This window comes from Aeromicrobium wangtongii (assembly GCF_024584515.1).
Classification (GTDB): Bacteria; Actinomycetota; Actinomycetes; order Propionibacteriales; family Nocardioidaceae; genus Aeromicrobium; species Aeromicrobium wangtongii.
Map to the genome: position 1 here is coordinate 3536295 of NZ_CP102173.1, position 24142 is coordinate 3560436.

The following is a 24142-nucleotide window of genomic DNA, read 5'->3' on the forward strand; positions in this document are numbered from 1 at the left end:
CTAGACCTGCGGATCGAGCCTCACTGGTCCCCGAACTCCGATCGCAGTGCCGGCAGGATCTTCGAGGACGCAGCGTCCAGGAACGGCGTCTGGTGATCGCCGCCGATCTGGATCAGCGCCACATCGGTGAAGCCTGCGTCGACGAACGGCCGCACCGCCTCGACGATCGCCGCGACGTCCGATCCGCACGGGATCTGCTCGGCCACGTCGTCCGGGCGCACGAACTGGGTCGCGCCGGCGAATCCGGCCGGCCCGGGCAGCTCGGCGTTGACCTTCCAGCCGCCCGCGAACCACCGGAACTGCTCGTGGGCGCGGGTCACGGCCGCGTCCCGGTCGTCGTCCCAGCAGATCGGCAGCTGGCCGACCTTGCGCGCCGGGCCCGTCGCGCGGGTCGCGGCGTCGAAGGCCGGCCCGAGCTCGGGATCGGGCTCGACCGCGATCATGACGTCGGCCCGCGGCGCCGAGACCTCGATCGACTGCTGGCCGCTGACCGCCACCCCGATCGGGACGCGGGTCTCGGGCACGTCCCACAGCTTGGCGGAGTCGACGCGGTAGTGGTCGCCGACGTAGTTGACGTAGCCGCCGTCGAACAGCGCGTTGATGATGTCCAGCGCCTCGCTGAACCGCTCGTGCCGGACGTTCGCGGGCGGCCAGCCCTCACCGATCACGTGCTCGTTGAGGTTCTCCCCCGCCCCGAGCCCGAGCGTGAACCGGCCCTCGCTGAGCAGGCCCACCGTCGCGGCCTGCTGCGCGATGACCGCCGGGTGGTAGCGAGCGATCGGCGCGGTCACGAACGTCATGAGCTCGAGCCGCGACGTCGCCTGGGCGACGGCACCCAGGGTCGGCCACGCATTGGGGCTGTGGCCCTGCTCGTCCAGCCAAGGGTTGAAGTGGTCACTCATCACGGCCAGGCCGAATCCGGCCTCCTCGGCCGCGACGGCATCGCGCACCAGCGACAACGGATCGGACTGCTCGCACATCAGGGTGTAACCGAAGCTCGTCATGCCGACCAGTTACCCAGCGTCCGGCCCGTCACACCGCCCGCACCTGACACAATCGCCGCGTGTCACATCCCAACGCCCGCCTGGGTTACGCGCTCGTCGTGCTGGCGGCCGTGCTGTTCGGCGTCAACGGAGGCGTCTCGCGCGTCGCGATGGGGTCCGGGCTCAGCCCGGAGTCGTTCACGACCCTGCGCATCACCGGCGCGACGGCCGTCTTCGTCGCGTACGCCGCGGTGTTCCGCCGCTCCGCGCTGCGACGGCCGCGAGGCACGGCGCTGCTGCTGGTCATCGCCCTCGGGCTGGTGGGCGTCACCGGGCTGCAGCTGACCTACAACGTGGCGATCGACCGGCTGCCGCTCGGCATCGCGCTGCTGATCGAGTACCTCGCACCCGTGCTCGTGGTGCTGTGGGTCCGGTTCGTGCGCAAGGAGGAGGTGCGGCCGCGCATGTGGGGCGCCGTCGCGCTGGCCGTCGTCGGCCTCGCGGTCGTCAGCCGCGTGTGGACCGGCCTGGCCTTCGACGGCCTCGGCGTCGTCATGGCCCTGCTCGCCTCGGTGTGCTTCGCGGCCTACTTCCTGCTCGGGGAGCACAACGTGGGCTTCGACGACCCGCTGCGCGTCATCTTGTGGGCCTTCGTCGTCGCGACGGTCTGCATGAACCTCATCCGGCCCATCTGGACGACCCCCGACCTGCCGCGGACGACCAGCGGTCTCGGCCGGCTCGGCGACGTGTCGGTCAATCCCTGGCTCGTCCTGGCGATGGTCGTGGTGCTGGGCACCGTCGTGCCGTTCTTCCTGGAGATGGTCGCGCTGCGGCACCTGCCGGCCACGATCGTGACCGTCGTGGCGATGCTCGAGCCCGTCATCGCCGTGGTGCTGGGCTGGGGCTGGTTCCGTGAGTCCCTCACCCCCGTGCAGGTCGTCGGGGCCGTCGCGGTGCTGGCGGGCATCGTGCTCGCGCAGACGTCCCGCAAGGTCGCCCTGGCCGTCCCGCCGCCCTGACATCATGCCCTCGGCGGGCTGACGACCCTCTACGCTGGAGCCGATCGCGGCGCCGGACATCAGGCCGTCCCCGCCGGAGCTCCGCAGCAAAGGACACCTTCTCCATGCACCTCTCGTCGCGCCTCCGCCACCGCGGCCCCGCCCAGCGCGTGCTCGAGAGCGGACTGTTCCTGCCCTCGTTCTACGAGGCACAGGCCGGCACCCAGTTCACGTCGGCGCGTCAGGCGGTCGAGCACTACCTGTCCCAGGGCGCCGGCGACGGGCTCCTCCCGCATCCGCTGATCGACCCGTCGGTGGCGCACGAAACGGAGCGCGCCGCCGCGCTCGCCGCGGCCCTGACGTCGACGACGCCGGTCGAGTCGCACCGGTTCAGCACGGCGTACGACTGGACCGGCTATGTCGCGGCCGTCCCCTCCGCGAGCAGCCATCCGGGCGGTGTCGCGGGGCACTACGCCGCCACCGAGCGACGTCCCGACGACGCGGTCGTCCTGCACCTCGCATCGGGCGACCCGGTCGACTGGACCGCCGTGCAGGAGGCGGTGGCGGTGCGGGCCCGGACGATGCCCACGGTGCTGGCGTCCCAGCTGTTCGACGTCGACTTCTACCAGGCCCAGACCGGCGCGGTCTTCGGGTCGCGGCGCGCAGCCCTCTGGCACTACCTGAGCGTGGGAGAGGCAGCCGGGCTGGCCGCCAATCCCCTCTTCGAGCCCGAGTGGCTCGCCGAGCGCAGCGGGGCCACGGCGCCGTCCCTGATCGAGGACTACCTGGGCGCGGACCTGGCCACGGTGAGCCCGCATCCCCACTTCGACCCGGTGGCCTATCTCGCGCAGGTCCCGGACGCAGCCGACCACCCCGGCGGTCCGCTCGGCCACTTCCTCACCGCCGCCACCGCGGACTCGACGACCTGGCCCGTCGATGCGGCTCTCGCGCCGAGGTCCTGGGGCGAGCTCCGCAGCTCCCTGTTCGACGCCGCCGTCACCTTCGCGGCCCAGCAGCAGCTCCGCACCTGGGGAGCCGCCAGACCATGGGACGCCCAGGCGTCGCACGAGATCGCCACGACGGAGCGGCCGCCGTCGGTCAGCATCGTCCTCGACCTCTCCCGGGCCACGGGCCGCACCAAGCGCCGGATCGCGCAGATCCTGGACGACGACCCGGCCCTGCAGATCGTGGCCGCCGCGAGCAGCGACGACCCGCGGATCGGTGATCTCGATCCACGGGTGACGGTCGTGACGACCTCCTCGACGAATCACTCCGAGCGCATCAACGCCGCCGTCCGCCAGTCGTCCGGCGAGTACGTGCACGTGTGGCACCCGCGCGACACGCCTCGGGCGGGCTTCTACCGGCGCTCGATCATGACGATGCTCGAAGCCGGGACGGAGCTGGTGTACTCGGCGACGACCTCGGCCCCCAGCCACGACGCACTGGTGATGGGCGAGCCGTACTCGCGGGACGGTCTCATCTGGGGCGAGCCCCAGGCAGCCATCCGCACCGCCCTGGTCTCGCGATCACTGTTCGACCGTGTCGGCGGGTACGACCCCGCCCTCCCCGCATTCGCCGACTGGGACTTCCTGCTTCGCGCATCGGCAACCGTCGACCCCGTCTTCGTGCCGCAGATCGGCCTGGAGGCCGATCCGAAGCCGGTGGGGGTCCGGCACAGCACCCGCGCGTACGAGCACGTCGTGCGGGCCGCCCAGATCTGCGACTGGTCGGCCGACGGTCCGCGTGAGGAGAGCCGGGTCTCGGTGCTGATCCCCGTGTACGAGGACTGGGCCATGACGACGCGGGTCGTGGCGTCGATCCTGGCGACGACCGTCGACGAGGACGTCGAGATCGTGCTGCTCGACAACGGTTCACGACGCAGCGTGGGTGCGCTGATCGAGGCGATACACGGGGACGAGCCGCGGGTCACCCACGTCCGCGTCCCCAGGAACACCAATTTCGCCACCGGCTCGAATCTCGCCTTCCTGGCGTCGACCGGCCGGCGGGTGGTCTTCATGAACAACGACACCGTCCCGGCCCCGGGCTGGCTGCGGCCGCTGCTCGACGCCCTCGACGACCCCTCGGTCCGGGCCGCCCAGCCGCTGCTGCTGTTCAACGACGGCACGGCGCAGACCGGCGGCACGGTCTTCCACCGCGGGGCCTTCCCCTGGCACTTCCTGCAGGGGCATCCGGTCGAGGACGTCCTCGCGGCGGGCCAGACCCGGTTCTCCGCGATCACCGCGGCCACGATGGCGGGCAGGGCCGCCGAGATCCATCAGCTGCGGGGCTTCGACCCGGTGTACGTCAACGGGCTCGAGGACGTCGATCTGTGCCTTCGACTCAGCGGGAACTTCGGGGGCGACTTCCGCGTCGCCCTCGACTCGGTCGTGCTGCACGCCGAGAGCCAGTCCGCCGGGCGCTTCGAGGCCGTCGGGCAGAACCGGATCGTGTTCATGGACCGCTGGCTGCACCGTCTGCCGGGCAGCGATGCCGGCAAGTACGAGAGTGCGGGCCTCCACCTGGCTCACTACCGCGCCTCCCGGCAGCATCCGCGCAGCGGGCTCCGCACCGGCGAGCCGGTCGTCACGCGACCGCCGCGACAGGTGCTCGAGGGTCCCGCCGCCGGGCTTCCGAGCCTGCGATGGGCGGTCAAGACCGCGGCCGAGCCCGGCCCGGCGGGGGACCTCGCGCCGGACACGGTGCTCGCCGGCCACCTCGCCGGTGCTCTGCGCCGGCTCGGCCAGGAGGTCGTCGTCGACCGCCGTGAGAGCCACGTCAGGCTGCGGTCGGACCACCTCGACGACGTCGTGCTGGCGATCGCCGGTGACGTGCCCGTCGCTCCTCAGCCCGGGGCCACGAACGTGCTGTGGGTCGGCGATGCGGACCCGACCGTCGACGCCGGGCTCGTCGACAGGTTCGACCTGGTGTACTCCGACGACATGACGGAGGCGTTCGACGCACGGGCCACGACGCTGCTGGCCGATGTGCTCGACGCGCTGGGCGTCGAGCACCACCTCGGCGGTTAGCGCTCAGGCTCCGTCGACGTAGAGCTCCTTGACCCGCTGCACGACCCGCCACGACGCCTGGTCGTCGATGTGGTCGAAGAAGAACCGGCGCTTCCACTCGTAGTCCTGGACCTGCTCGGGCGTCGGGCTGTCGAAGACGGTCTCGAGCGCGGACGCGAGCTGGTCGAACGTGCGGCACACCGGGCCCGGGAGAACCCGTTCGAGCTCGTGGAACAGGCCCCGCTCGTCGTTGCTGTACCGCTCGTAGTCGTACGCGAAGCTCATGACCGGCTTGCCGGTCAGCATGAAGTCGACCAGACAGCTCGAGTAGTCGCTGATCAGCGCATCGGCCGCCCGGTACAGGATCTCCAGGTCGGGGAACCGGCGCGAGGACAGGTCGATCGCACCGAGCGGCAGCAGGGCGCTGGAATAGGTCCGCGCCGTGTCGGCCATGTGCTCGCGCACGCCCAGCACGGCGTCGTGGCGCTCCGCCCACTCCGAGATCCACCTCAGCTCGGACCGGCTGAAGGCGTACTGCGAGTCCCCCTGGCCGTCGCGGAACGTCGGCAGGAACATCACGAGCCGTCGACCGGCGACCTCCTCGCGCAACCGGTCCAGGGTCGCGCGCAGATCGGCCGGGAGCCGGTCTTCGTCACGCACGATGAAGTCGTTGCGCGGCAGGCCGGTCGGCCACACGTCCGGGTAGGACATCGGGAAGAAGGCCGCCGACATCGCCAGCGTGTCCATCCGGCTGGAGGAGATGACGGCACGGGCGGCGCCGTGGTTGCCGAGCATGCTCTTGCGGTTGCGGTCGTTGATAGTCGCCGAGGCCCATCCGAAGCGCTTGAGCGGGATGCCGTGCCACAGGTTGATGACATTGTGCGTCGCCGGGTCGACCCGGCGGTCGAGGCCCACGATGGGCCCGTGCTTGACGAAGACCTGGCCGGACCGCAGGAGGTGGTACTGACCCTCGGGGCTCTTGAGGGGGACGACGACGACGTTCTCACCATCCACGTCGACCCGTCTGGACCGGGTGAGAACGATCTTCTTGATCGACGGGTCGGCGCGCACCTCCTCGAAGACCGCTCGCTGGTTGTCGGCGAAGGTGTGGCTGTAGGTGCAGACCGGGAACGACCACCAGTGGTCGAACGTCGGCGTCCGGCGGTCGGCCTTCCGGAAGGCCTTCGGGCCCAGCAACCGCGGATCGTCGATCGTGCCGTCCTCGCGGGTCCTGACCCGGAAGCTGCTGGCCAGGCTGTCGTCGGGAACGACCCGCAGGACATTGGCCTCGAAGACGTCCACCGGGGCATCAGGAACGTGCTCGAGGATGCGTTCCTTCCAGCGATGCATGTCGGGAACCCGCTGCGTGTTGGCGCCGACGAAGTTGCGCTTGAGCAGCGGGAACCCCTGCTCGAGCAGGTGGAAGTAGTCGGCCGAGTACAGCGGGTGGAACGGATAGAGGCCGTCCACGTAGGTCGCGAACCCGTAGCCCTGGGTGATCAGGTAGTTGCTGATCCCGATCTCGTACTTGGCGATGACCAGACTCTTGTGGGGCTGACGGCGCACGGCGTCCAGCCGCTCACGGAAGCCGGCGTCGTCCATGACCCGTTTGCGGAACAGCAGGAAGTACGAGCTGATGTGGAGGCGGTCGAACATGAACCAGTCCTCGGCGGGCGCGTGGTGCTGCAGCGCCTCGTCCAGACCGATCGGCTCCAGATTGCCGTTCTCGCGGCGGAACGGACGCTTCGTCGCCTGCAGTCCCCACCAGTCCGCGGGAACGGACGCCATCTGGTCGAACACCTCGTCCAGCGGTCGCAGCAGGAAGGAGCTGTCGTTCGCGAAGAGCAGCTCGTCGTACGAGTCGATGAGCTCCCAGCCGACCAGCTCGTGCGCGAGCATCGAGTACGAGCCGAAGTCGTACTGGCCGTGGGCCACGGCCCAGGCGCCCGCCGTGACGCCGGACAGCTTCGCCAGCTCGGTGTCGGACAGCCGCCCGTCGCACAGGTAGTACACGTCCGCGTGCCGGCTGAGCTCTCGCAGGTAGTCCAGCACGTACTGGTCGACGACCCCGTCGGGGTCGTAGCCGGCGAACAGGCAGATGCGCCGGGTCGACGCATCCGCCGTGGGGGCACCGGGGCGCGGCGGCCGGCGGACCCCGCGCGTCGGGAGGCCGGCCTGGCGGCCGACCAGCAGGTGGTGCACCAGCGGGTTGACGTCCTGCGCCAGCGGGTCGAGGTACTCGTGCCAGTACCAGTCCACGTCGAAGTCCGGGCGGGGGTTGCGCAGCCACTGCCAGCCGTTCTCGCAGAACTGCTCGAGCGGGGTGAGCTCCCCCGACGTCACCTTGCCGAGATCGGGGTGCGCCGCGCGGTAGGCCTCCGCGTCGAACACGCCGCTGGCCTCGATGACGGCCCGCTCGCACGCGGCCAGGACCTCGTCCGGCACCTCGGGGGGCGCGTCATGGACGACCGCGAGCCCGGCGTCGAGGACCTCCTCGACCAGGGCACGAGCCGACTCGTCGTCCGTCGCACGCGCCTCGTCCCAGCGGTGCGCGAAGTCGCGCCACGCGGCGCGGAACTCCTCCAGCGTCATGCTCATGCCCCCTCCACCTCCGAGCGCGTCCGCAGCCTGGCCAGCACACGCTGGGTGTTGCGGCCGTCGGTGTGGTCGACCAGCATCTGACGCACGCGATCGGCGTGCGGGACGGAGGGAGCACCCGCGAACACGTCGAACGACGCCTCGAGCGCGTCGAAGTCGCGGCACACCGGCCCCGGGAAGAAGTGGTCCAGGTCGTACAGCACGCGGTCGCGCGCGAGCTCCATGTCGTGGACGAAGCCCACGACCGGCCGACCCGCGCAGGCCACGTCGAGCGCCGTCCCGGAGTGGTCGGTCAGCATCGCGTCGGACGCCCTGAGGACGGCGTGCAGCGACGGATAGCGCCGGTGGGACAGGTCGAGGGCGTGACCGGCGAGCTGCGCCGAGTAGGAGCGCTCGAGGTCGACCTCGCTCTCGCGCAGGCCGAGCACGAAGTCGTTGCGCTCGCACCAGCCCGTCAGCGCGCCGATCTCGGCGGCGGAGAACTCGTACGGAGCCAGGTCGGTCCCGCTCATGCGCCGCACCGGCGAGAACAGCAGCAGGCGCCTGCCGCCCGTCTCCTGGCGCACGGACGCCAGCTGCGCCCGGAGATCGGCCGGCAGCGCGTCCTCCTCGCCCATGAGGAAGTCGTGCGCGGGGATACCCGTGCGCCACACGTTCTCGTAGGCCGCCGGCCAGTGGGTGGCCAGCGCGGCCAGCTGGTCGACGTCCGAGGCCGCGAGGAGCCCCGAGACCGTCGACGGCGGCAGGGCGTGGATCACCGGTGCGACCTCGTCCACCGAGGACGGCCCCTTCGGCACGACGGGCGGCCGCGCCGCACGGCCGGTCCTCTCCAGCTGCAGGCCGTCGCGCACGATCACGATCCTCTGGTGCTCCGCGCTGACCTGGGCCGACAGGCTCTGCCGCGGGCTCGCCGCGACGAGCACCGTCCCGGCCTGGAGCAGCCTCTCGCGTCCGGCCGGGGAGAGCAGCGGCTCCACGACGACGTTCGCGCCGTCGAGCTCGACCCGGCGGGAGCGGGTCAGGATGATCTTGGTGACCTCGGGATCGTCCTTGACCGCCTCGAAGATCGCTCGGCTGTTGGCGGGCAGGCGGTGCGTCCTGCGATCGACGGCGAAGACCCACCAGTCCGGGCGCTTGCTCGTGCGGCGGTCCCGGCGCCGGTACTCCGACCCCTGGACGACCTCGGGGACCGTGACCGTCCCGTCGGCGTCGGCCGTGATGGCCAGGCTGCGTCGCAGCTCGTCGTCGGGGGCGGTCCGCACCAGCGTCTGCTCGAACCGGTCGACCGGCGCGGTCGGCACGACCGCCAGCACCCGTTCCTTCCAGTGCGCCAGGCCCGGGACGTCGTAGTGGTTCCGGTAGATCAGGAACCGCTTGAGCAGGGGAAATCCGTGCTCGAGCATCGTGAAGTACCACTGCGAGAACAGGGGATGGAACGGGTAGAGCATGTCCATGTAGGTGTCGAGGGCGAAGCCCCGGCCGATCAGCAGGTGGGTCAGCCCGACCTCGTACTTCAGGACGACCAGCCGTTTGCCCTGCTGCGGGACGACCGAGTCGATGAGTCGGCGGAAGTCGGGGCTGTCGAGCACGGGCCGGCGGAACGCCAGGAAGTACGACCCCACGTGGAACGTGTAGACCGGATCCCGCTCGAACTCCTCCAGCAGCTCGGACCGCACGTGCTCCATCGGGACCGGCTGGTCGATCCGGCTCCCGGGACGCTCCGCCACGTCGACCATGCCCTTGGTCGCCTGCAGGCCCCACCAGTCGCACGCGCGGGCGTCCATCGTGGCGAACACCTCGTCCAGCGGGCGCAGGAGGAAGCAGCTGTCGTTGGCGAGCACGACCTCGTCGTACTCCGCCAGCCGGTCCCAGCCCACGAGCTGCCCGGCCAGCATCGAGTACGAGCCGAAGTCGTAGGCGCCGTGACGAATCGCCCACGCCCCTGCGGCGACGCCGTCCAGCTTGGCCAGCTCGGATGCGGGCAGGTAGCCGTCGAACAGGTAGAACACGTCGCCGTGGCGGCCGAGCTCGGTGATCAGGTCGATGACGGTCGGATCGATCACGCCGTCGGCGTCGAAGCCCGCGACCAGACAGGCCCGCCGCACGGGGCGGTCAGATGGCAGGCGGTGGCCGGGACGGGCCTCGGTGGTCGCCGGTCGCGTGGACAGCCCCTGATCGCGACCGACCAGGGCGTAGTGCACGAGCGGGTTGACGCTCGCCTCGGCCGGGTCGAGGTGCGTGACCCAGTACCACCACACGTCGAAGTCCTCGTTGGGCTTGCGCAGGTCCAGCCAGCCCTCGCGGCAGAAGTGCTCGACGGGATCGAGCCCCTGGTCGAGCACGCCGGGGACCGTGGTGGCGTAGTACGGCAGGTCGACGAGATCGGCCACCAGCTCCATCTCCCGGCGGAGCCGTTGCTCGGCCGGCAGCCGCAGCAGCTCGTCGAGGGAGATGTGTCGATCGGCCGGACGCGCCGTCACGACGCCGTACCGGGATGGTTCGCGTGGAAGTGCACCACGGGGTTCATCCCTGCCGGCAGATCGGGGTGCTGCGCGCGGTACCTGGCGGTGCTGAACGCCGGCCCGGGGTCCTTGTCCTCGCTCGCCCCCTTGCGCAGGTAGTGCAGCGCGGGACTGAGCCCGGACGAGACGACCTCGGGGTAGCGCCGCAGGTACCAGGGGCCGTTCATGAGCTTCGACGACCGCAGGACCGCGAGGTCGGCGTCCTCCTGGGGCCTGGGCAGCGTGGAGAGCAGACGCCGCTTCACCCAGCCGCGAGGCCCGGCGACGGACTCGGCGCGGTCGAGGTGCTTGGCGAGTCGCGTCGAGATCTGGCGCAGGCTCTCGGCTGCTCGCGCGTCCGCCGAGCCGGCCTCGGCCGCGTCCTCCTGCTGGCGCCGGACCTGCGCGAGCTCGCGCTGGCACAGGGCAAGCTGCTCCTGGAGCTTGATGATCTGCGACTCCCCGTCGGTCGACATCTCAGGACATGCCCCTCTAGGTTGACTCTCCGGGTCCGCGCTCGGGTCATCCGGCCGGCCCCATCGTACAGCGAGGCCCGCGATCGGGGCGGCGCCGAACTCAGGTACCCGGTCGTCCGATGTGGCAGTACATGTCCGCGACCCGCTGCGGCTGCGCGCGGACGGCACGGACCAAGATCTTGCGGGCCCCGGCATCGGAGGCGGGGACGCAGGCCAGGGTGACGTCGAGGCGGTCGAGAGCGTCCCTGACCGCGCGAGCGGGGACCCGCGCCCCCTTCGTGAACCGGAGCAGGAGCTCGCGGTCGGCGCGGTCCTGCTCCGGGACGTCGAGGTTCGGCAGGTAGGCGCTCCGCGGGACGACGGGGTACGGCGCGCTGGTGGAGATCGCCAGGATCTCCATCTGGGCCGGGGGCAGGAGCCAGCGCCCCGGCGGCACCTGCAGCTTCTGCGCGGCCCGGACATCGGCCAGCGCCCCTTGATCGACCTTCCAGGTGGGCCGGTCCGTCAGCGCTGCCCCGGCGCCCTTCCACAGCCACGTCCCGGCGGCCAGGGGAACGACCAGCACCACCGCGATGACCGCCACGCTCGCGGCTGCGCCTGCACCGACCAGCCAAGCCGGGGTCCGCAGGCGGGAGTGCTCGGAACGCAGCCGCGGCACTGGCAGCGACACCAGGAGACCGACCAGCACCCACGTCGGCATCGTGATCGCCAGCCGCCACGCGACCGCACCCGCTCCCGTCGCAGCGTCCGCCAGGTCGGCCACCCCGGGCAGGAGGGCCACCATGGTGGCCAGCGCGCCGCAGGACAGCAGGACACCGGTGGATCCGGGCGCCAGCCAGCCGGCCAGCAACAGGGCGACCAGGCCCAGCGCGGCCATGGCCGCAGCAGAGCCGAAGGCCAGCGCGAAGATCCCCTCCGGGGGGATCACGCTGCCCTCCCCGCCGCCGATCTGCGCCGGCCCGAACGTCTGGACCAGCCCGTTGGCCAGCGGAGCAGCCAGGAACACGGCGGCGCCGAGCGCGAGCGAGCGCGACCGGAGCAGCGCGGCCGCCACCAGGGCGGAGCCGGCGATCAGCGGGGACACCAGTGCCGAGGTGGTCGTCAGGCCCACGAATGCCACGCCTGCGGCACCCAGCATGACCAGGTCCGCGCGACGGGCCCGCTCGATCGTACGGCTGAGGAACATCCACACGAGCGGGATCACGATGGCGTAGGCGGTCACCTTGCCCTGCCAGATCCGGCCCAGCGAGTAGTTGCCGACGATGCTGGCGGCACTGGCGAGCAGGAAGAGCATCGATGCCGTCATGACCAGCGCCGGGCGGCGCGGGGCCCAGGCCCGCACGAGCCGCCACGTCGTCCACCCGGCCATCGCTCCCAGCACCGGCACGGCGAGCAGGTAGCACAGCGTTGCGGCCTGGATGCCGAGCGCGTGGGCGAGGACGCCCTGCAGGGCCTCCACCGACGGCGTCATCACACCGCCGTCGAGAGCGGGTGGCAGCGTGTTGGCGCTGAACATCGTGTCGTTGGTGGCCGCCGTGCCGTGCTCGGCCACCCAGGCCGCCCGGTTGACGTAGAAGACGTCGTCCGCGTCGGGTCGCAGCAGGAACAGCCCGAGCAGTCCGAATCCAGCACTGGCGGCGAGGGCCAGCAGGTGAGTCACCTGACTCACCTGCTGCGCGGGGGTGGCATCTGGCGCCGGTGACGCGCCTGCGCGCCACACCAGCGGCAGCAGCTGGACCAGCAGCAGGACGATCGCCGTCGCGGCGATCGGCCAGACGCTGCCCTGGCCGCGGCGCAGCACCAGGACGATCACGGCAGCCACCAGCACCGCCTGCACCGCCTGCCCGGGCAGCCCGGGCCGCGCACGGGGCGGTGCGGTCTGCTGTGGGCTGTCGGCGACGACCGCCGTTGCCCGCATCGCGTGCGCCCCGGCAGCGGTCGCGAGGCAGGCCGCGAGCACGATCCACGGCCATCCGGCCCATCCCATCGAGAACTGGAACGCCAGTGCGAGCTCGTAGAAGACCGTCCACGCGGCGAAGGCCAGCACCAGCCCGTCGCCCGCTCCGTCCAGGAAGCCGGGCCAGGCGGGCCGGTCGCGGACCGGAGGCCGGGTGCTCATTGCGCCGAACGATAACGGGCTGCGGCCCGTGCGCCACGGACCACGCCGAAGCCCGCGGGCGGTACCGTGGGCGCCATGCATGATGCGGCCGGCACGACCGTGCTGACCTACGGCACATTCGACCTGTTCCACATCGGGCACCTGCGGCTGATCCAGCGGCTCGCCGATCTGGGTGACCGGCTCGTCGTCGGGGTCTCGACCGACGAGTTCAACGCGAGCAAGGGCAAGACCTCCGTGGTCTCCTACGAGGACCGCGCCGAGATCGTCGGATCGATCAAGGGCGTCGACCTGGTGATCCCGGAGAGCTCCTGGGACCAGAAGGTGCACGACATCCGGGAGCACGACGTCGACCTGTTCGTCATGGGTGACGACTGGACGGGACGGTTCGACGACCTCCGCGAGCTGTGCCAGGTCCTCTACCTTCCCCGCACCGAGGGCGTCTCCAGCACCAACATCAAGCAGATGCTGCGTGCCCTCGACCCCCAGCACCTCGCCGAGATGCAGGAGGCCTTGGGCGTCATGGGACGGCTGCTGTCGCACTACCAGGATCTGTCCTAGCCGCCGGACACCGTCAGGGTGCAAGAATGCGCTCATGGAGCGCTTCATATCGACCTGGTTCGTCAGTGCCGTGGCCCTGTGCGTGGCGGCCTGGCTGCTCGGCAGCCACATGAACATCAGCGGAGCGGACGAGTCGACCCTCGCGCGCATCGTGACGGTCCTGGTCGTGGCGCTGATCTTCACCCTCGTCAGCAGCATCGTCGGTCCGATCATCAAGCTTTTGTCGCTGCCGTTCATCATCGTGACGCTGGGTCTGGCGCTCCTGGTGATCAACGCCCTGCTGCTCCTGCTGACCGAGAAGATCGCCGACTCGTTCGACGTGCTCTTCCACGTCGACGGGTTCTGGTGGGCCGTGGTCGCCTCGATCGTGATCTCCATCAGCCAGACCGTCGTCAACGCGGTCGTCGGCACCAACCGCTGACGATGTCGTACCGCGTCGCGCTCGTCTGCCTGGGCAACATCTGCCGCTCACCCATGGCCCATGTCGTCCTGGAGGACCGGCTGGTGCGCGCCGGCCTGGACGACCGGGTCCAGGTGGCCTCGTCCGGCACCGGCGGCTGGCACGCCGGCGACGGCATGGACCGTCGCGCCGCCGCGGTGCTGCGAGATGCCGGTTACGACCCGTCCCGGCACCGGGCCCGGACCTTCACGATCGACTGGTACGCCGAGAACGACCTTCTGCTCGCGATGGACCACACCAACCGCGCCGACATGCTCGCGCTGGCCCCCACGGTCCCGCAGATGTCGCAGGTGCGGATGTTCCGCGAGTTCGACCCCGAGGCGTCCGGCGACGACGACGAGGTGCCCGATCCCTGGTACGGGGGAAGCGATGGTTTCCGCGACGTCCTGGCCATGATCGAGCGCACCACCGACCGCCTCGTGTCCCTACTGCCCGAAATGATGGACTCGGCCAGACGGTAACGTCATCCACATGGCACGCATGGCAGGAACCGCTGCTCGGGCGGAGACCCTCCTGGGCATCGGCGTGGTCTCGACGACCCCCGTGGCCGGTGGCGACATCTGCACCGCGACCCGCCTGCGCCTGACCGACGGCCGCGGCGCGATCATCAAGACCCGGCCCCAGGCGCCGGACGGGTTCTTCCAGCGCGAGGCCGAGGGCCTGCACTGGCTCGGCGAGGCCGGCGGCGCCAAGGTGCCCACCGTGCTGGCGGTCGCCGACGACTGCCTCGTCCTGGACTGGATCGAGCCCTCCAAGCCGACGCCCGAGATGGCCGAGCGGTTCGGTCGCGACCTGGCCGCGACCCACCGCGCAGGCGCCCCGTCGTTCGGCGCCCCGCTGGACGGCTACATCGGCCGCGCCCCACTTCCCAACCGGCCCCTGCCCACCTGGCCGGAGTTCTTCGCATCGCGCCGGGTCATGCCGTACGTGCGCGCCGCCGTGGACCGTGGGTCGCTGACCCCGGACGAGGCCTCCACGATCGAGGCCGTGATGCGGCGCATCCACGACCTGGCCGGCCCGGCCGAGCCACCGGCACGCATCCACGGCGACCTGTGGTCGGGCAACATCGTGTGGGGCGCCGACGGCGACGTGTGGATCATCGACCCCGCCGCGCACGGCGGCCACCGCGAGACCGACCTGGCGATGCTGTCGCTGTTCGGTGCACCGCACCTGCAGCGCATCCTGGAGTCCTACGAGGAGGCCGCCCCCCTCGCGGAGGGCTGGCGCGACCGCCTGCCGCTGCACCAGCTGCACCCGTTGCTGGTCCACGCGGTGCTGTTCGGCGGCACCTACGGCGCCCGTGCGACGGCCGCGGCCAAGCAGCTGCTGTCGGGTCACACGTCCTGAGATCTTCGGGTCTTTCAGCGCTTCCTCAGACATCCGGGGCAGACTGGCAGTCATGCGCATCCTTGTCGTCGACGATGACCGTGCTGTGCGCGACTCCCTGCGCCGGTCACTGGAGTTCAACGGTTACACCGTCGAGCTCGCCTCCGACGGCGTCGAGGCGTTGGCGCGTGCACCCCAGATCAACCCCGACGCGATCATCATGGACGTCATGATGCCGCGGCTCGACGGCCTCGAGGCCACCCGCGCGCTGCGGGGAGCCGGCAACGACGTCCCGATCCTGGTGCTGACCGCCCGTGACGCGGTCTCCGACCGGGTCGATGGGCTGGACGCGGGCGCCGATGACTACCTGACCAAGCCGTTCGCACTGGAGGAGCTGCTGGCCCGGGTCCGCTCCCTGCTGCGCCGGTCGAGCCGCGCGGCCGAGGTGGAGCCCGACGAGGCGCCGCTGGTCTTCGCCGATCTGTCGCTCGACCCGGTGACCCGTGAGGTCACCCGCGGCAACCGGTCGCTGTCGTTGACGCGCACCGAGTTCGCCCTGCTCGAGCTGTTCATGCGCCGTCCCAAGCGCGTCCTGGAGCGTTCGTTCATCCTGGAGGAGGTGTGGGGATTCGACTTCCCGACCACCGCCAACTCGCTGGAGGTCTACGTCGGCTACGTGCGCCGCAAGCTCGAGGCCGAGGGCGAGCCGCGACTGCTGCACACCGTCCGTGGCGTCGGGTACGTCCTGCGCGAGACACCTCCGTGATCCAGCACGGTCACCGCGTCCTGCAGAAGCTCACCGGCCGGATGTCCTTGGCCCTGCGCGTCGCGGTGCTCACCACCGCGGCCGTCGCGGTCACCCTCAGCGTGGTCAGCGGCGTGGTCTTCGTGACCGTCCGGGCAGAGTTCGAGAGCTCGATGGACGACTCGATGATCCGCCGCGCCAATGCGGCCGCCAGCAAGGGCCTGGGCGAGTCGCTGCTGAGCAGCCAGTCGGCCACGGCGCTGGCCTACATCGGCATCCAGCCGTTCGTCGTGGAGTCCGGTCAGCTCTTCGCCAGTGCCGACAACGCCAGCACGGAGTACGCCAAGCTCAAGGGCTACCGAGAGCTCGAGGTGTCCACGGGCCAGCGTGACCACTCCGCCCGCACCGTGACGATCCAGGGCATCCCCCACCGGGTCGTCGCGGTTCCCGCAGGGGCCGGACGCGCACTCGTGATCGTGCAGTCGATGGAGTCCAACCGCGACGCCCTCGAGCGGCTCAAGATCATCCTCCTGCTGGCCAGCACCGCCGGTGTCGCGCTGGCCGGCCTGGCCGGATGGGCCGTCGCGACCAACGGCCTGCGACCGGTGCGGCGGCTGACCGAGGCGACCGAACGCGTCGCCCGCACCAGCGAGCTGACCCCCATCGACGTCACCGGGCGCGACGAGCTGGCGCGACTGACGACCTCGTTCAACGCGATGCTGCTGGCGCTGGACGCGTCCCAGGAGCGGCAGCGCCAGCTGGTCGCCGACGCCGGACACGAGCTGCGCACGCCGCTGACCAGCCTGCGCACCAACATCGAGCTGATCGGCCAGGCCGCCGACAACGCCGAGCGACACCTCAGCGAGGAACAGCGCCACGAGATCATGGACGACGTCCGGGCCCAGCTCGAGGAGCTCACGACCCTGGTCGGCGATCTCGTGGAGCTCGCGCGCGACGAGCCGATGCACCGCGACCCCGAGCCGCTGGACTTCGCCGATGTCGTGCGGCAGGCCGTCGACCGTGTCCGCCTGCGGGCGCAGGACGTCCGGATCGACGTCGACCTGTCCCCGTGGATGGTCATGGGCGAGCCCCAGCTGCTCGAGCGTGCCGTGACCAACCTGCTGGACAACGCCGCCAAGTGGAGCCCACCCCAGGGCGAGATCAGGGTGCGGCTGCGTGACGGCGTGCTCACGGTCTCCGACGACGGCGCCGGCATCACGCCGGAGGACCTGCCGTACATCTTCGACCGGTTCTACCGCTCGAGCGAGGCCAGGACGCTGCCCGGGTCCGGACTCGGGCTGTCGATCGTCAAGCGCGCCGCCGAGCGGCACGGCGGCACGGTCGAGGTGGAGTCGCCGCCGGGCGCCGGAACGACCTTCCGGCTGGTGCTGCCCGAGGCTCCCGTCCAGTCGGTCTGACACCCTGTTCTTTGAGCGCTCACACGTCACTCTCAGACATGTCTCAGTGATGAGCGACAATCTATGTCCATGACCGATTCGAACGATCCGTTCGCCGCCAATCCGTACACTCCGCCGACGGATCGTGAGCGCAAGGACACCGACGACACCGACGACACCGTCGTCCAGCCGCACGAAGGCGACGCCCCGACAGCGTCCCAGGCCCCGGTCGCGGACGCACCGCCGCCGCCCCCGGCCCCTCCCGCGGCCCCGGCCTCGTCAGCATCTGGTGCCGCGGATCCCGCGGCGGGCGAGCCGACCGTCGAGGTCCCGGCCCAGCAGGAGACCACACCGCCTGCCGAGGACTACACCCACCGCTACCCGGGCACGGCCGAGCAGCAGGCCCCCATGGACGACCCGTACCGCCAGGAAGAGCCGACCGTGGCCTTCGCGACGTCCCCCGGCTACGGCGGTGGCTCCGGCGACGGCCCCGCCACCGGCGGATCCACGCCTGCGCGCCCCGGCCGCGGCCGCATGGCCGCCGCCGGCCTCGCCTTCCTGGTGCTCGCCGCGGGTGCCGGCTACGGCGGCGCGTGGGCCTTCGACCAGCAGAACGACGACAGCTCCAGCAGCGGCGTCGTCAGCTCGCTCGACGGCAGCGACGACGACGCGACGCAGGCCAGCCTGCCGGCCGGCACGGTCGAGCAGGTCGCGGCGAAGGTCCTGCCATCGGTCGTGCAGATCAACGTCCGGGGCGGACAGGAGTCCGGCTCCGGCACCGGCGTCATCCTCAGCCAGGACGGCGAGATCCTGACCAACAACCACGTGGTCGAGGTGGCCGGTGACGGCGGGACCATCACGGTCGCCTTCAGCGACGGCAGCAATGCCAAGGCCGCGATCGTCGGCACCGACCCGAAGACCGATCTCGCGGTCATCAAGGCCGAGGGCCAGTCCGGCCTGAGCCCGGCGACCCTGGGCTCGTCGGCCGATCTGCGGGTCGGCCAGGAGGTCATCGCGATCGGTTCACCGTTCGGCCTCGAGAGCACCGTGACGCAGGGCATCATCTCGGCCCTCAACCGACCGGTCTCCTCCAGCAATGCCAGTGGCCAGGAGCAGACCCGCACGACGTTCCCCGCGGTGCAGACCGACGCGGCGATCAACCCGGGCAACTCCGGCGGTCCGCTGGTCGATCTCAAGGGCCGCGTCATCGCGATCAACTCGGCGATCAAGTCGGCCACGACGTCGTCCGGCGAGGCCGGTTCCATCGGCCTCGGCTTCGCGATCCCGATCGACCTGGCCAAGAGCGTCGCGAAGCAGCTGATCGCCGGCAAGAAGGTCGCGCACGCGCAGATCGGCGTCACCGTCGACAACGCGCTCGGCGAGGACGGCATCACGAGCACGGGCGCCCAGATCAAGGAGGTCACCCCCGACGGCGCGGGCGCCAAGGCCGGGCTCAAGCCGGGCGACGTCATCACGGCGGTCAACGACACGTTGATCCCCAGCTCCGAGGCGCTGGTGGCAGCGGTCCGCGGCTACAGCCCCGGCGAGAAGATCGACGTGACCTACACCCGCGACGGCAAGAAGAACGATGTCGAGGTCACCCTCGGCAGCGACGGCGGCACCGCCGAGTAGGAAGTCCCCCGCAACAGGCCCCGGCAGCGATGCCGGGGCCTGTTGTGTCGTGGGGCACCGCTAGCGTGACGACGGTGAGGACCCGCGACCTGTCGATGCTCGCCCTGGGCGTCACCGTGCTGCTCTGGGCCTCGGCGTTCGTCGGCATCCGTGCCGTCGGGGACACCTACTCCCCCGGCTCCCTGACGCTGGGCCGGCTCGTGGTCGGAGCCCTCGTGCTGACGGCGTTCGCCCGGCCGGGCCGCGGCCGGATGCCGAGCGGACGTCCGCTCCTGCTGGTCGTCCTGTACGGCGTCGTGTGGTTCGGCGCCTACAACCTGGCGCTGAACGCCGCTGAGCGCGATCTCGACGCCGGCACCACCGCGTTGATCGTCAACATCGGGCCCGCCATCGCCGCCGTCGTCGCCGGGTTCCTGTACCGCGAGGGCTTTCCGAGACCGCTGCTGATCGGGATGGGCATCGCCTTCGCCGGGGTGGCCCTGATCGCGCTGAGCACCGACCGGGACTCCTCGTCGGTCGACACCGCCAGCACCACCGGCGTCCTGCTGTGCGTCGCCGCGGCGATCTTCTACGCCTTCGGCGCGCTGGCGCAGAAACCCGCCCTGCGGCACATGGAGCCGGTCATGTCGGTGTGGCTGGGCTGCCTGGTCGGCGTCGTGGTGTGCCTGCCGTTCGCCCCCGCCCTGATCGAGGAGCTGTCCGGCGCGTCCTTCCACGACATCGCCTGGCTGGTCTACCTGGGTGTGTTCCCGACCGCGATCGGCTTCAGCACCTGGTCGTACGCGCTCAAGAGGATCTCCACCGGTCAGGCCGCCTCGACGACCTACCTGGTGCCCGCCGTGGCGACCCTGATCTCGTGGGCCGTGCTGGACGAGGTGCCGGCGGCGCTGGCCTTCGTCGGGGGCGCGATGTGCCTGGTCGGCGTGGCCATCACCCGCCTTCGCTCCCGTTCCCCCGTCCCCGCCGGAGAGCTCCACCATGGCGAGAACCAGGCAGGCGACGGAGGAGCACGGTGACCGAGATCGATGTGCGGCCCGCGACGTCGTTCGGCGACGTCGCCACGATGCTCGGCCCGAAGCGGCCGGATGCGAACGTCTGCTGGTGCCTGAGCTATCGCATCGGTTCGAAGGAGAACCGCGAGCTCGTCGGGACGGCCCGGGGTGACCTGTTCGAGCGTCTGTGCCGCGAGGACCCGCCGCCCGGCGTGCTGGCCTACGACGGCGACGACGTGGTCGGCTGGGCCGCAGTGCACCCACGATCCGACACGAGCTTCGCCCGCAACCGCAAGATCCCGCACGTCGACGACTCGGCGGTGTGGTCCGTGTGGTGCATCCGGGTCCGGCCAGGGCATCGCCGCCAGGGCATCTCGCACCACCTGCTGCGCGGCGCGGTCGACTTCGCCCGCGCGAACGGTGCTCCCGCCATCGAGGGCTATCCCGTCGACAACCGAGGCGAGAAGGTCGACCTGACGATGGCGTACGTCGGCACCCGCAAGCTGTTCGAGGAGGCCGGTTTCACCCACGCCGCCGACACCGACTCCGTCCTCAACGGCTTCCCCCGCGTGCTGATGCGGCTCGACCTGAGCTGACTGGCACCGACCTCAGGGGTTCATGACGGGGGTGAGGACGAGGCGGGCGGGCCGTCCCCGCTCGACGATCACGATGGCGTTCTGCCCGTAGGCCGTCGCCAGCTCGACCGCCTCGGCCTCGGCCAGGTCGAGGGCGAAGAAGCCGTGCTCGGGCTCCCATTCCGACTCGTACCCGACGCCGATGTGCGGCAGGATCACGCTGCCGGCCTGGTCGAGATCGACCTCCAGCCGGGCGTTGGCGTCGTCGTTGCTGTCCTGGTCGAGGAGCACGCTGCGCGGGTTCCAGCCGGTGATGAACACACCGCTCGCCGCGCCGTAGTCGGCCAGGATCGCGTCGATCGCGTCGGAGACCTCACCGATGCCGACATCCGCGCGCGCGATCCCCAGGTCGTCGAGCACGACGTACCGGGTGCGCTCGTACTCGCGCAGCAAGTCCTCGGACATCAGCCGACGAGATCCGTGACCAGGTCACGCAGGATGCCGAAGCCGTTCTGGGTCAGGATCGACTCGGCGTGGAACTGCACCCCGCGGTAGTGCGGCCCCGCGACCAGATGGATGTCGCCGGTCGCCGGGTCGGTCTCGACCGTCACGCCGTCCGGGAGGCCCGACTCCGGCACCCGGGCCACGAAGGTGTTGTAGAACCCGACGGTCTCCGGCCGGTCCAGCACCGTCAGTCGGCTCTGCGTCCCCTGGAAGACGATGTCCTTGAACACCAGGTCCAGGCCGATCTGGTGGCTCAGCGTCTGGTGGCCCAGGCACACCGCGAGGAACGGCCGCTGGGCCTCCAGCAGGCCCGCCACGACGCGGTGCAGCGTGGCCATCTTCGGATCGTCCTGGTCACGCGGATCCCCGGGTCCGGGGCCCATGACCACCAGGTCGTAGCCGGCGAGGGCGTCGATGCCCCGGTCGGCCAGCTCGGTGGAGTCGTGGCGGACGATGTCGGTCGTCATGCCCAGGACGCCGAACACGTGCGACAGCATGTTGACGAAGTCGTCCTCGCCGTCGACGATCACGACCCGCTTGCCGACCAGGGTGGGCACCGGTGCCGCACCGGACTGGTCGGTGAGCCAGAACTGGCTGAGCCGCTGGTTGCGCGAGCCGAGCGCGATGATGACCTCGTCCTCGCGCGTGAACGCGTCCCAGGTGTGCGACTCGTTCGCCGTCCCGGCGGGCGCCGCGTCGACCAGGCCGAATGCGCTCAGGATGCCGCCGGCCTTGGCCCAGGTCTCCTTCGTCTCGTACATCGCATCGGAGTCACGGACGAGCGTCGCACCGGCGCTGACCTTGAGATTGCCGTCCAGGTCGACATCGGCGGTGCGGATCAGGATCGGTGCATCGGCGCGCTGGGCGCCGTCCTCGTCGCGGCCCACGAGAGCGGCGACGGATGCGTAGTAGCCGCGGCCCTGGTGCTCGTACTGCTTGATCAGCCGGCACGCGTTCTCGACCGGGCTGCCGGTCACGGTCGCCGCGAACATCGAGTCGCGCAGCACCTCGCGGACGTCCCGGTGGGTGCGCCCCGCCAGGAGGTACTCGGTGTGGACCAGGTGCGTCATCGGCTTCAGGTACGGGCCGAGCACCAGACCACCCTCGTGGCAGATGTCGCACATCATCTTGAGCTCTTCGTCGACGACCATGAAGAGCTCGTAGATCTCCTTCTCGTCCTGCAGGAACTTCAAGAGCTCACGCTTCTTGTCCGCGTGCGTCTCCAGGCCCCGCATGCGGAACGTCCCGCTGATCGGGTTCATCCGCACCTGGCCGGCCTCGAGGCTGACGTGCCGCTCCGGGCTCGCGCCGATCAGGTAGCGGTCGCCGGTGAAGATCATGAACGTCCAGAACGCACCGCGCTCGCGCTCCAGCAGGCGGCGGAACACCGTCAGGGCGGCGTCGTGGCCCCAGTCGGCGACCTGCGCGCGGTAGTGCCGGCCGATCACCAGGTTCGCGCCCTCGCCCTGGCCGATCTCGTCGTCGATGATCTGCCGGACGATGCCTGCGTACTCCTCGTCGGTGCTCTCGAACCCACCGCGGTCGGTGAAGTCGACCGGGACGTCGGGCAGCTGGCCGAGCAGCTCGTCGACCGGGACCTCGGCGCTGAACGCGATCTGGATCGCCGACAGCGGCGTCCCGTCCTGGTGCGCCTCGAAGCCACGCTCGCGGACCTGGGCGTACGGCACCAGCACCAGGTGGTCCCACGCCGGTCCGGGGCCGGTCTGCACCGGGATGTCGGCGAGCTGCTCCAGGTCGGTTCGCGGACCGCCCACCAGCGTCACGGTGTCGGACTCGCGCACACGGATCAGCGCGAACGCCGGCTGGGTGAGGAGCTCGTCGAGGGAGGTCATCTGTTTCCTTCGGTCAATGCCTCGGCCGGCGAGGGGTGCTGCCCGGACGACGAAAGCCCAGAGCCGGCCATGAGGCGGTCTGGGCAGGGAGTCGACAGGCCACCGTTACGGGTGGCGCCACCAGGAGAGGGGCCGGGCTGTCATGGCAGGAGCCTATCGCAGGGCCCGCGAGCCCACCGACAGGTCGGCTGCAAGACTCGGCGCATGGACATCGATGTCGACCTGGTCCGGCGCGACCTGGCCCAGCTCGTCAACTTCCCGAGCATCGGCGGATCCGATGCCGAGATCGCCGTCCAGCGCTGGTGCGCCTCGACCCTGACCGGCCTCGGCATGACGGTCGACCAGTGGAAGATCGACCTCGACGCGCTGCGGGCTGACCCGGAGTACCCGGGTGAGGAGGTCGAGCGCGACGAGGCGTGGGGCGTGGTCGGCACATCGGCCGCCGGCACCCCGGCGCTGATCCTCAACGGACACGTGGACGTCGTGCCGCCGGGCGATCCGGCGGCATGGACCGGCTCCGACCCGTGGCACGTCCACGAGGTCGACGGCCGATGGTTCGGTCGCGGGGTCTGCGACATGAAGGGCGGTGTCGTGGCCATCATCGCCGCGGCCCGGGCCGTCAGCGACGTCCAGCTGTCCCGGCCGTTCGCGGTGCACACCGTGATCGGCGAGGAGGACGGCGGCATCGGCTCGTTCGCGACGCTGCGGCGCGGGCACACCGGGGACGCCTGCGTCATCGCCGAGCCGACTGCGGGCCAGGTCGTGGCCGCCAACGCGGGATCGTTGACATTTCGCATCGAGGTGCACGGACGCTCCGCCCACGGCTCGATGCGCACGACGGGGTACAGCGCGATCAGCGCCTTCGAGGTCGTCCACCGGGCGCTCGGCCGGCTCGAGGACGTCCGCAACCAGGCGCCGCCTGCCCCGTTCGGCCCGCTCCCGTGGCCCATCAGCGTCGGCATCGTGCGGGCCGGCGAGTGGGCCAGTACCGTGCCCGATCTGCTGATCGCCGAGGGACGGTACGGCGTCATGCCGGGCGAGTCGTTCGCGGATGCCAAGGCCGCCTTCGAGGAGGCTGTCGCGGACGCCGTCGCGTCCGATGCCCGGCTGGCCGAGAACCCGCCGACCGTCACCTGGCCCGGCGGTCACTTCGCCGCCGGACGCCTCCCCGAGGGGCACCCGCTCGGCGACGAGGCGACCGCGGCCGTGGTCGCCGCCGGACAGCCGCGGCCGCAGCTGATCGGCGCACCGTACGGCTCGGACCTGCGACAGTACGCCGCGGCGGGCATCCCGACCGTCCAGTACGGCCCCGGCGACATCGCCGACGCCCACGCCCTCGGGGAGAACGTCGCCATCGCCGACGTCATCGCAGCCGCCCGCGCCTACGCCGAGCTGATCCTCGCCCGCTGCCGCTAGCCCG

The 24142-nt window shown here is 71.0% G+C and carries 19 protein-coding genes; 12 read left to right on the top strand and 7 right to left on the bottom strand.

Annotated elements, in window-relative coordinates:
- Positions 1-20 precede the first annotated feature (20 nt).
- A complete protein-coding gene (locus NQV15_RS17365; RefSeq protein ID WP_232403729.1) occupies positions 21-1004 on the bottom strand; it encodes a TIGR03557 family F420-dependent LLM class oxidoreductase in 984 nt (327 codons plus the stop codon).
- Between the two features lie 59 nt (positions 1005-1063).
- Here NQV15_RS17365 and NQV15_RS17370 point away from each other — a divergent pair, with 59 nt between their 5' ends.
- Entirely contained in the window at positions 1064-2002 is a 939-nt protein-coding gene (locus NQV15_RS17370) for an EamA family transporter (protein ID WP_232403730.1), read from the top strand.
- 104 nt (positions 2003-2106) lie between these two features.
- On the top strand, positions 2107-5007 hold the full coding sequence (locus NQV15_RS17375) for a glycosyltransferase (protein ID WP_232403732.1): 2901 nt from the start codon (positions 2107-2109) through the stop codon (positions 5005-5007).
- A 3-nt stretch (positions 5008-5010) separates the two neighbouring features.
- Here the strand turns inward: NQV15_RS17375 and NQV15_RS17380 are convergent, their stop codons facing one another.
- From NQV15_RS17380 to NQV15_RS17395, 4 genes are all read right to left on the bottom strand, one after another.
- Positions 5011-7584, bottom strand: a complete 2574-nt coding sequence (locus tag NQV15_RS17380) for a CDP-glycerol glycerophosphotransferase family protein (RefSeq protein ID WP_232403733.1) — start codon at positions 7582-7584, stop codon at positions 5011-5013.
- Positions 7581-10064 (bottom strand): rhamnan synthesis F family protein, encoded by a 2484-nt coding sequence (locus tag NQV15_RS17385; RefSeq protein ID WP_232403734.1) that lies wholly within the window; start codon positions 10062-10064, stop codon positions 7581-7583. Before NQV15_RS17385 ends, NQV15_RS17380 begins: the two co-directional genes overlap by 4 nt.
- On the bottom strand, positions 10061-10561 hold the full coding sequence (locus tag NQV15_RS17390) for a hypothetical protein (protein ID WP_232403735.1): 501 nt from the start codon (positions 10559-10561) through the stop codon (positions 10061-10063). Before NQV15_RS17390 ends, NQV15_RS17385 begins: the two co-directional genes overlap by 4 nt.
- Before the next feature lie 100 nt (positions 10562-10661).
- Positions 10662-12680: a DUF6077 domain-containing protein gene (locus tag NQV15_RS17395; RefSeq protein ID WP_232403737.1), complete on the bottom strand. Its 2019-nt coding sequence runs from the start codon at positions 12678-12680 to the stop codon at positions 10662-10664.
- Between the two features lie 75 nt (positions 12681-12755).
- On the opposite strand from NQV15_RS17395, the gene tagD reads away from it, so the two are divergent.
- The 9 genes from tagD (at position 12756) to NQV15_RS17440 (ending at position 20386) form a co-directional block, all read left to right on the top strand.
- Positions 12756-13238: a glycerol-3-phosphate cytidylyltransferase gene (gene tagD, locus NQV15_RS17400; protein ID WP_318532942.1), complete on the top strand. Its 483-nt coding sequence runs from the start codon at positions 12756-12758 to the stop codon at positions 13236-13238.
- A gap of 34 nt (positions 13239-13272) precedes the next feature.
- A complete protein-coding gene (locus NQV15_RS17405) occupies positions 13273-13659 on the top strand; it encodes a phage holin family protein (RefSeq protein WP_232403738.1) in 387 nt (128 codons plus the stop codon).
- Between the two features lie 2 nt (positions 13660-13661).
- The gene (locus tag NQV15_RS17410; RefSeq protein ID WP_232403739.1) at positions 13662-14159 is read left to right on the top strand and encodes a low molecular weight protein-tyrosine-phosphatase; all 498 of its coding nucleotides are present in this window, start codon (positions 13662-13664) and stop codon (positions 14157-14159) included.
- A 10-nt stretch (positions 14160-14169) separates the two neighbouring features.
- Positions 14170-15045 carry a fructosamine kinase family protein gene (locus NQV15_RS17415; RefSeq protein WP_232403740.1) on the top strand — a complete coding sequence of 292 codons (876 nt, stop codon included), beginning with the start codon at positions 14170-14172 and terminating at the stop codon, positions 15043-15045.
- Between the two features lie 52 nt (positions 15046-15097).
- Positions 15098-15790, top strand: coding sequence for a response regulator transcription factor (locus tag NQV15_RS17420; RefSeq protein WP_232403741.1), 693 nt, complete (start codon positions 15098-15100; stop codon positions 15788-15790).
- Positions 15787-17187: a sensor histidine kinase gene (locus NQV15_RS17425; protein ID WP_232403742.1), complete on the top strand. Its 1401-nt coding sequence runs from the start codon at positions 15787-15789 to the stop codon at positions 17185-17187. The genes NQV15_RS17420 and NQV15_RS17425 overlap by 4 nt, the downstream gene beginning before the upstream one ends.
- A gap of 69 nt (positions 17188-17256) precedes the next feature.
- Positions 17257-18798 (top strand): S1C family serine protease, encoded by a 1542-nt coding sequence (locus NQV15_RS17430; RefSeq protein WP_232403743.1) that lies wholly within the window; start codon positions 17257-17259, stop codon positions 18796-18798.
- Positions 18799-18872: 74 nt separating this feature from the next.
- A complete protein-coding gene (locus NQV15_RS17435; RefSeq protein ID WP_232403744.1) occupies positions 18873-19814 on the top strand; it encodes a DMT family transporter in 942 nt (313 codons plus the stop codon).
- A complete protein-coding gene (locus NQV15_RS17440; protein ID WP_232403745.1) occupies positions 19811-20386 on the top strand; it encodes a GNAT family N-acetyltransferase in 576 nt (191 codons plus the stop codon). The genes NQV15_RS17435 and NQV15_RS17440 overlap by 4 nt, the downstream gene beginning before the upstream one ends.
- 12 nt (positions 20387-20398) lie before the next feature.
- Here NQV15_RS17440 and NQV15_RS17445 read toward each other — a convergent pair whose 3' ends face one another.
- Together NQV15_RS17445 and NQV15_RS17450 are read right to left on the bottom strand one after the other, a co-directional pair.
- Positions 20399-20830 carry a DUF3293 domain-containing protein gene (locus tag NQV15_RS17445; RefSeq protein ID WP_232403746.1) on the bottom strand — a complete coding sequence of 144 codons (432 nt, stop codon included), beginning with the start codon at positions 20828-20830 and terminating at the stop codon, positions 20399-20401.
- A complete protein-coding gene (locus NQV15_RS17450) occupies positions 20830-22722 on the bottom strand; it encodes an anthranilate synthase family protein (RefSeq protein WP_232403747.1) in 1893 nt (630 codons plus the stop codon). The genes NQV15_RS17445 and NQV15_RS17450 overlap by 1 nt, the downstream gene beginning before the upstream one ends.
- A gap of 204 nt (positions 22723-22926) precedes the next feature.
- On the opposite strand from NQV15_RS17450, the gene NQV15_RS17455 reads away from it, so the two are divergent.
- A complete protein-coding gene (locus NQV15_RS17455; RefSeq protein WP_232403748.1) occupies positions 22927-24138 on the top strand; it encodes an ArgE/DapE family deacylase in 1212 nt (403 codons plus the stop codon).
- Positions 24139-24142 lie beyond the last annotated feature (4 nt).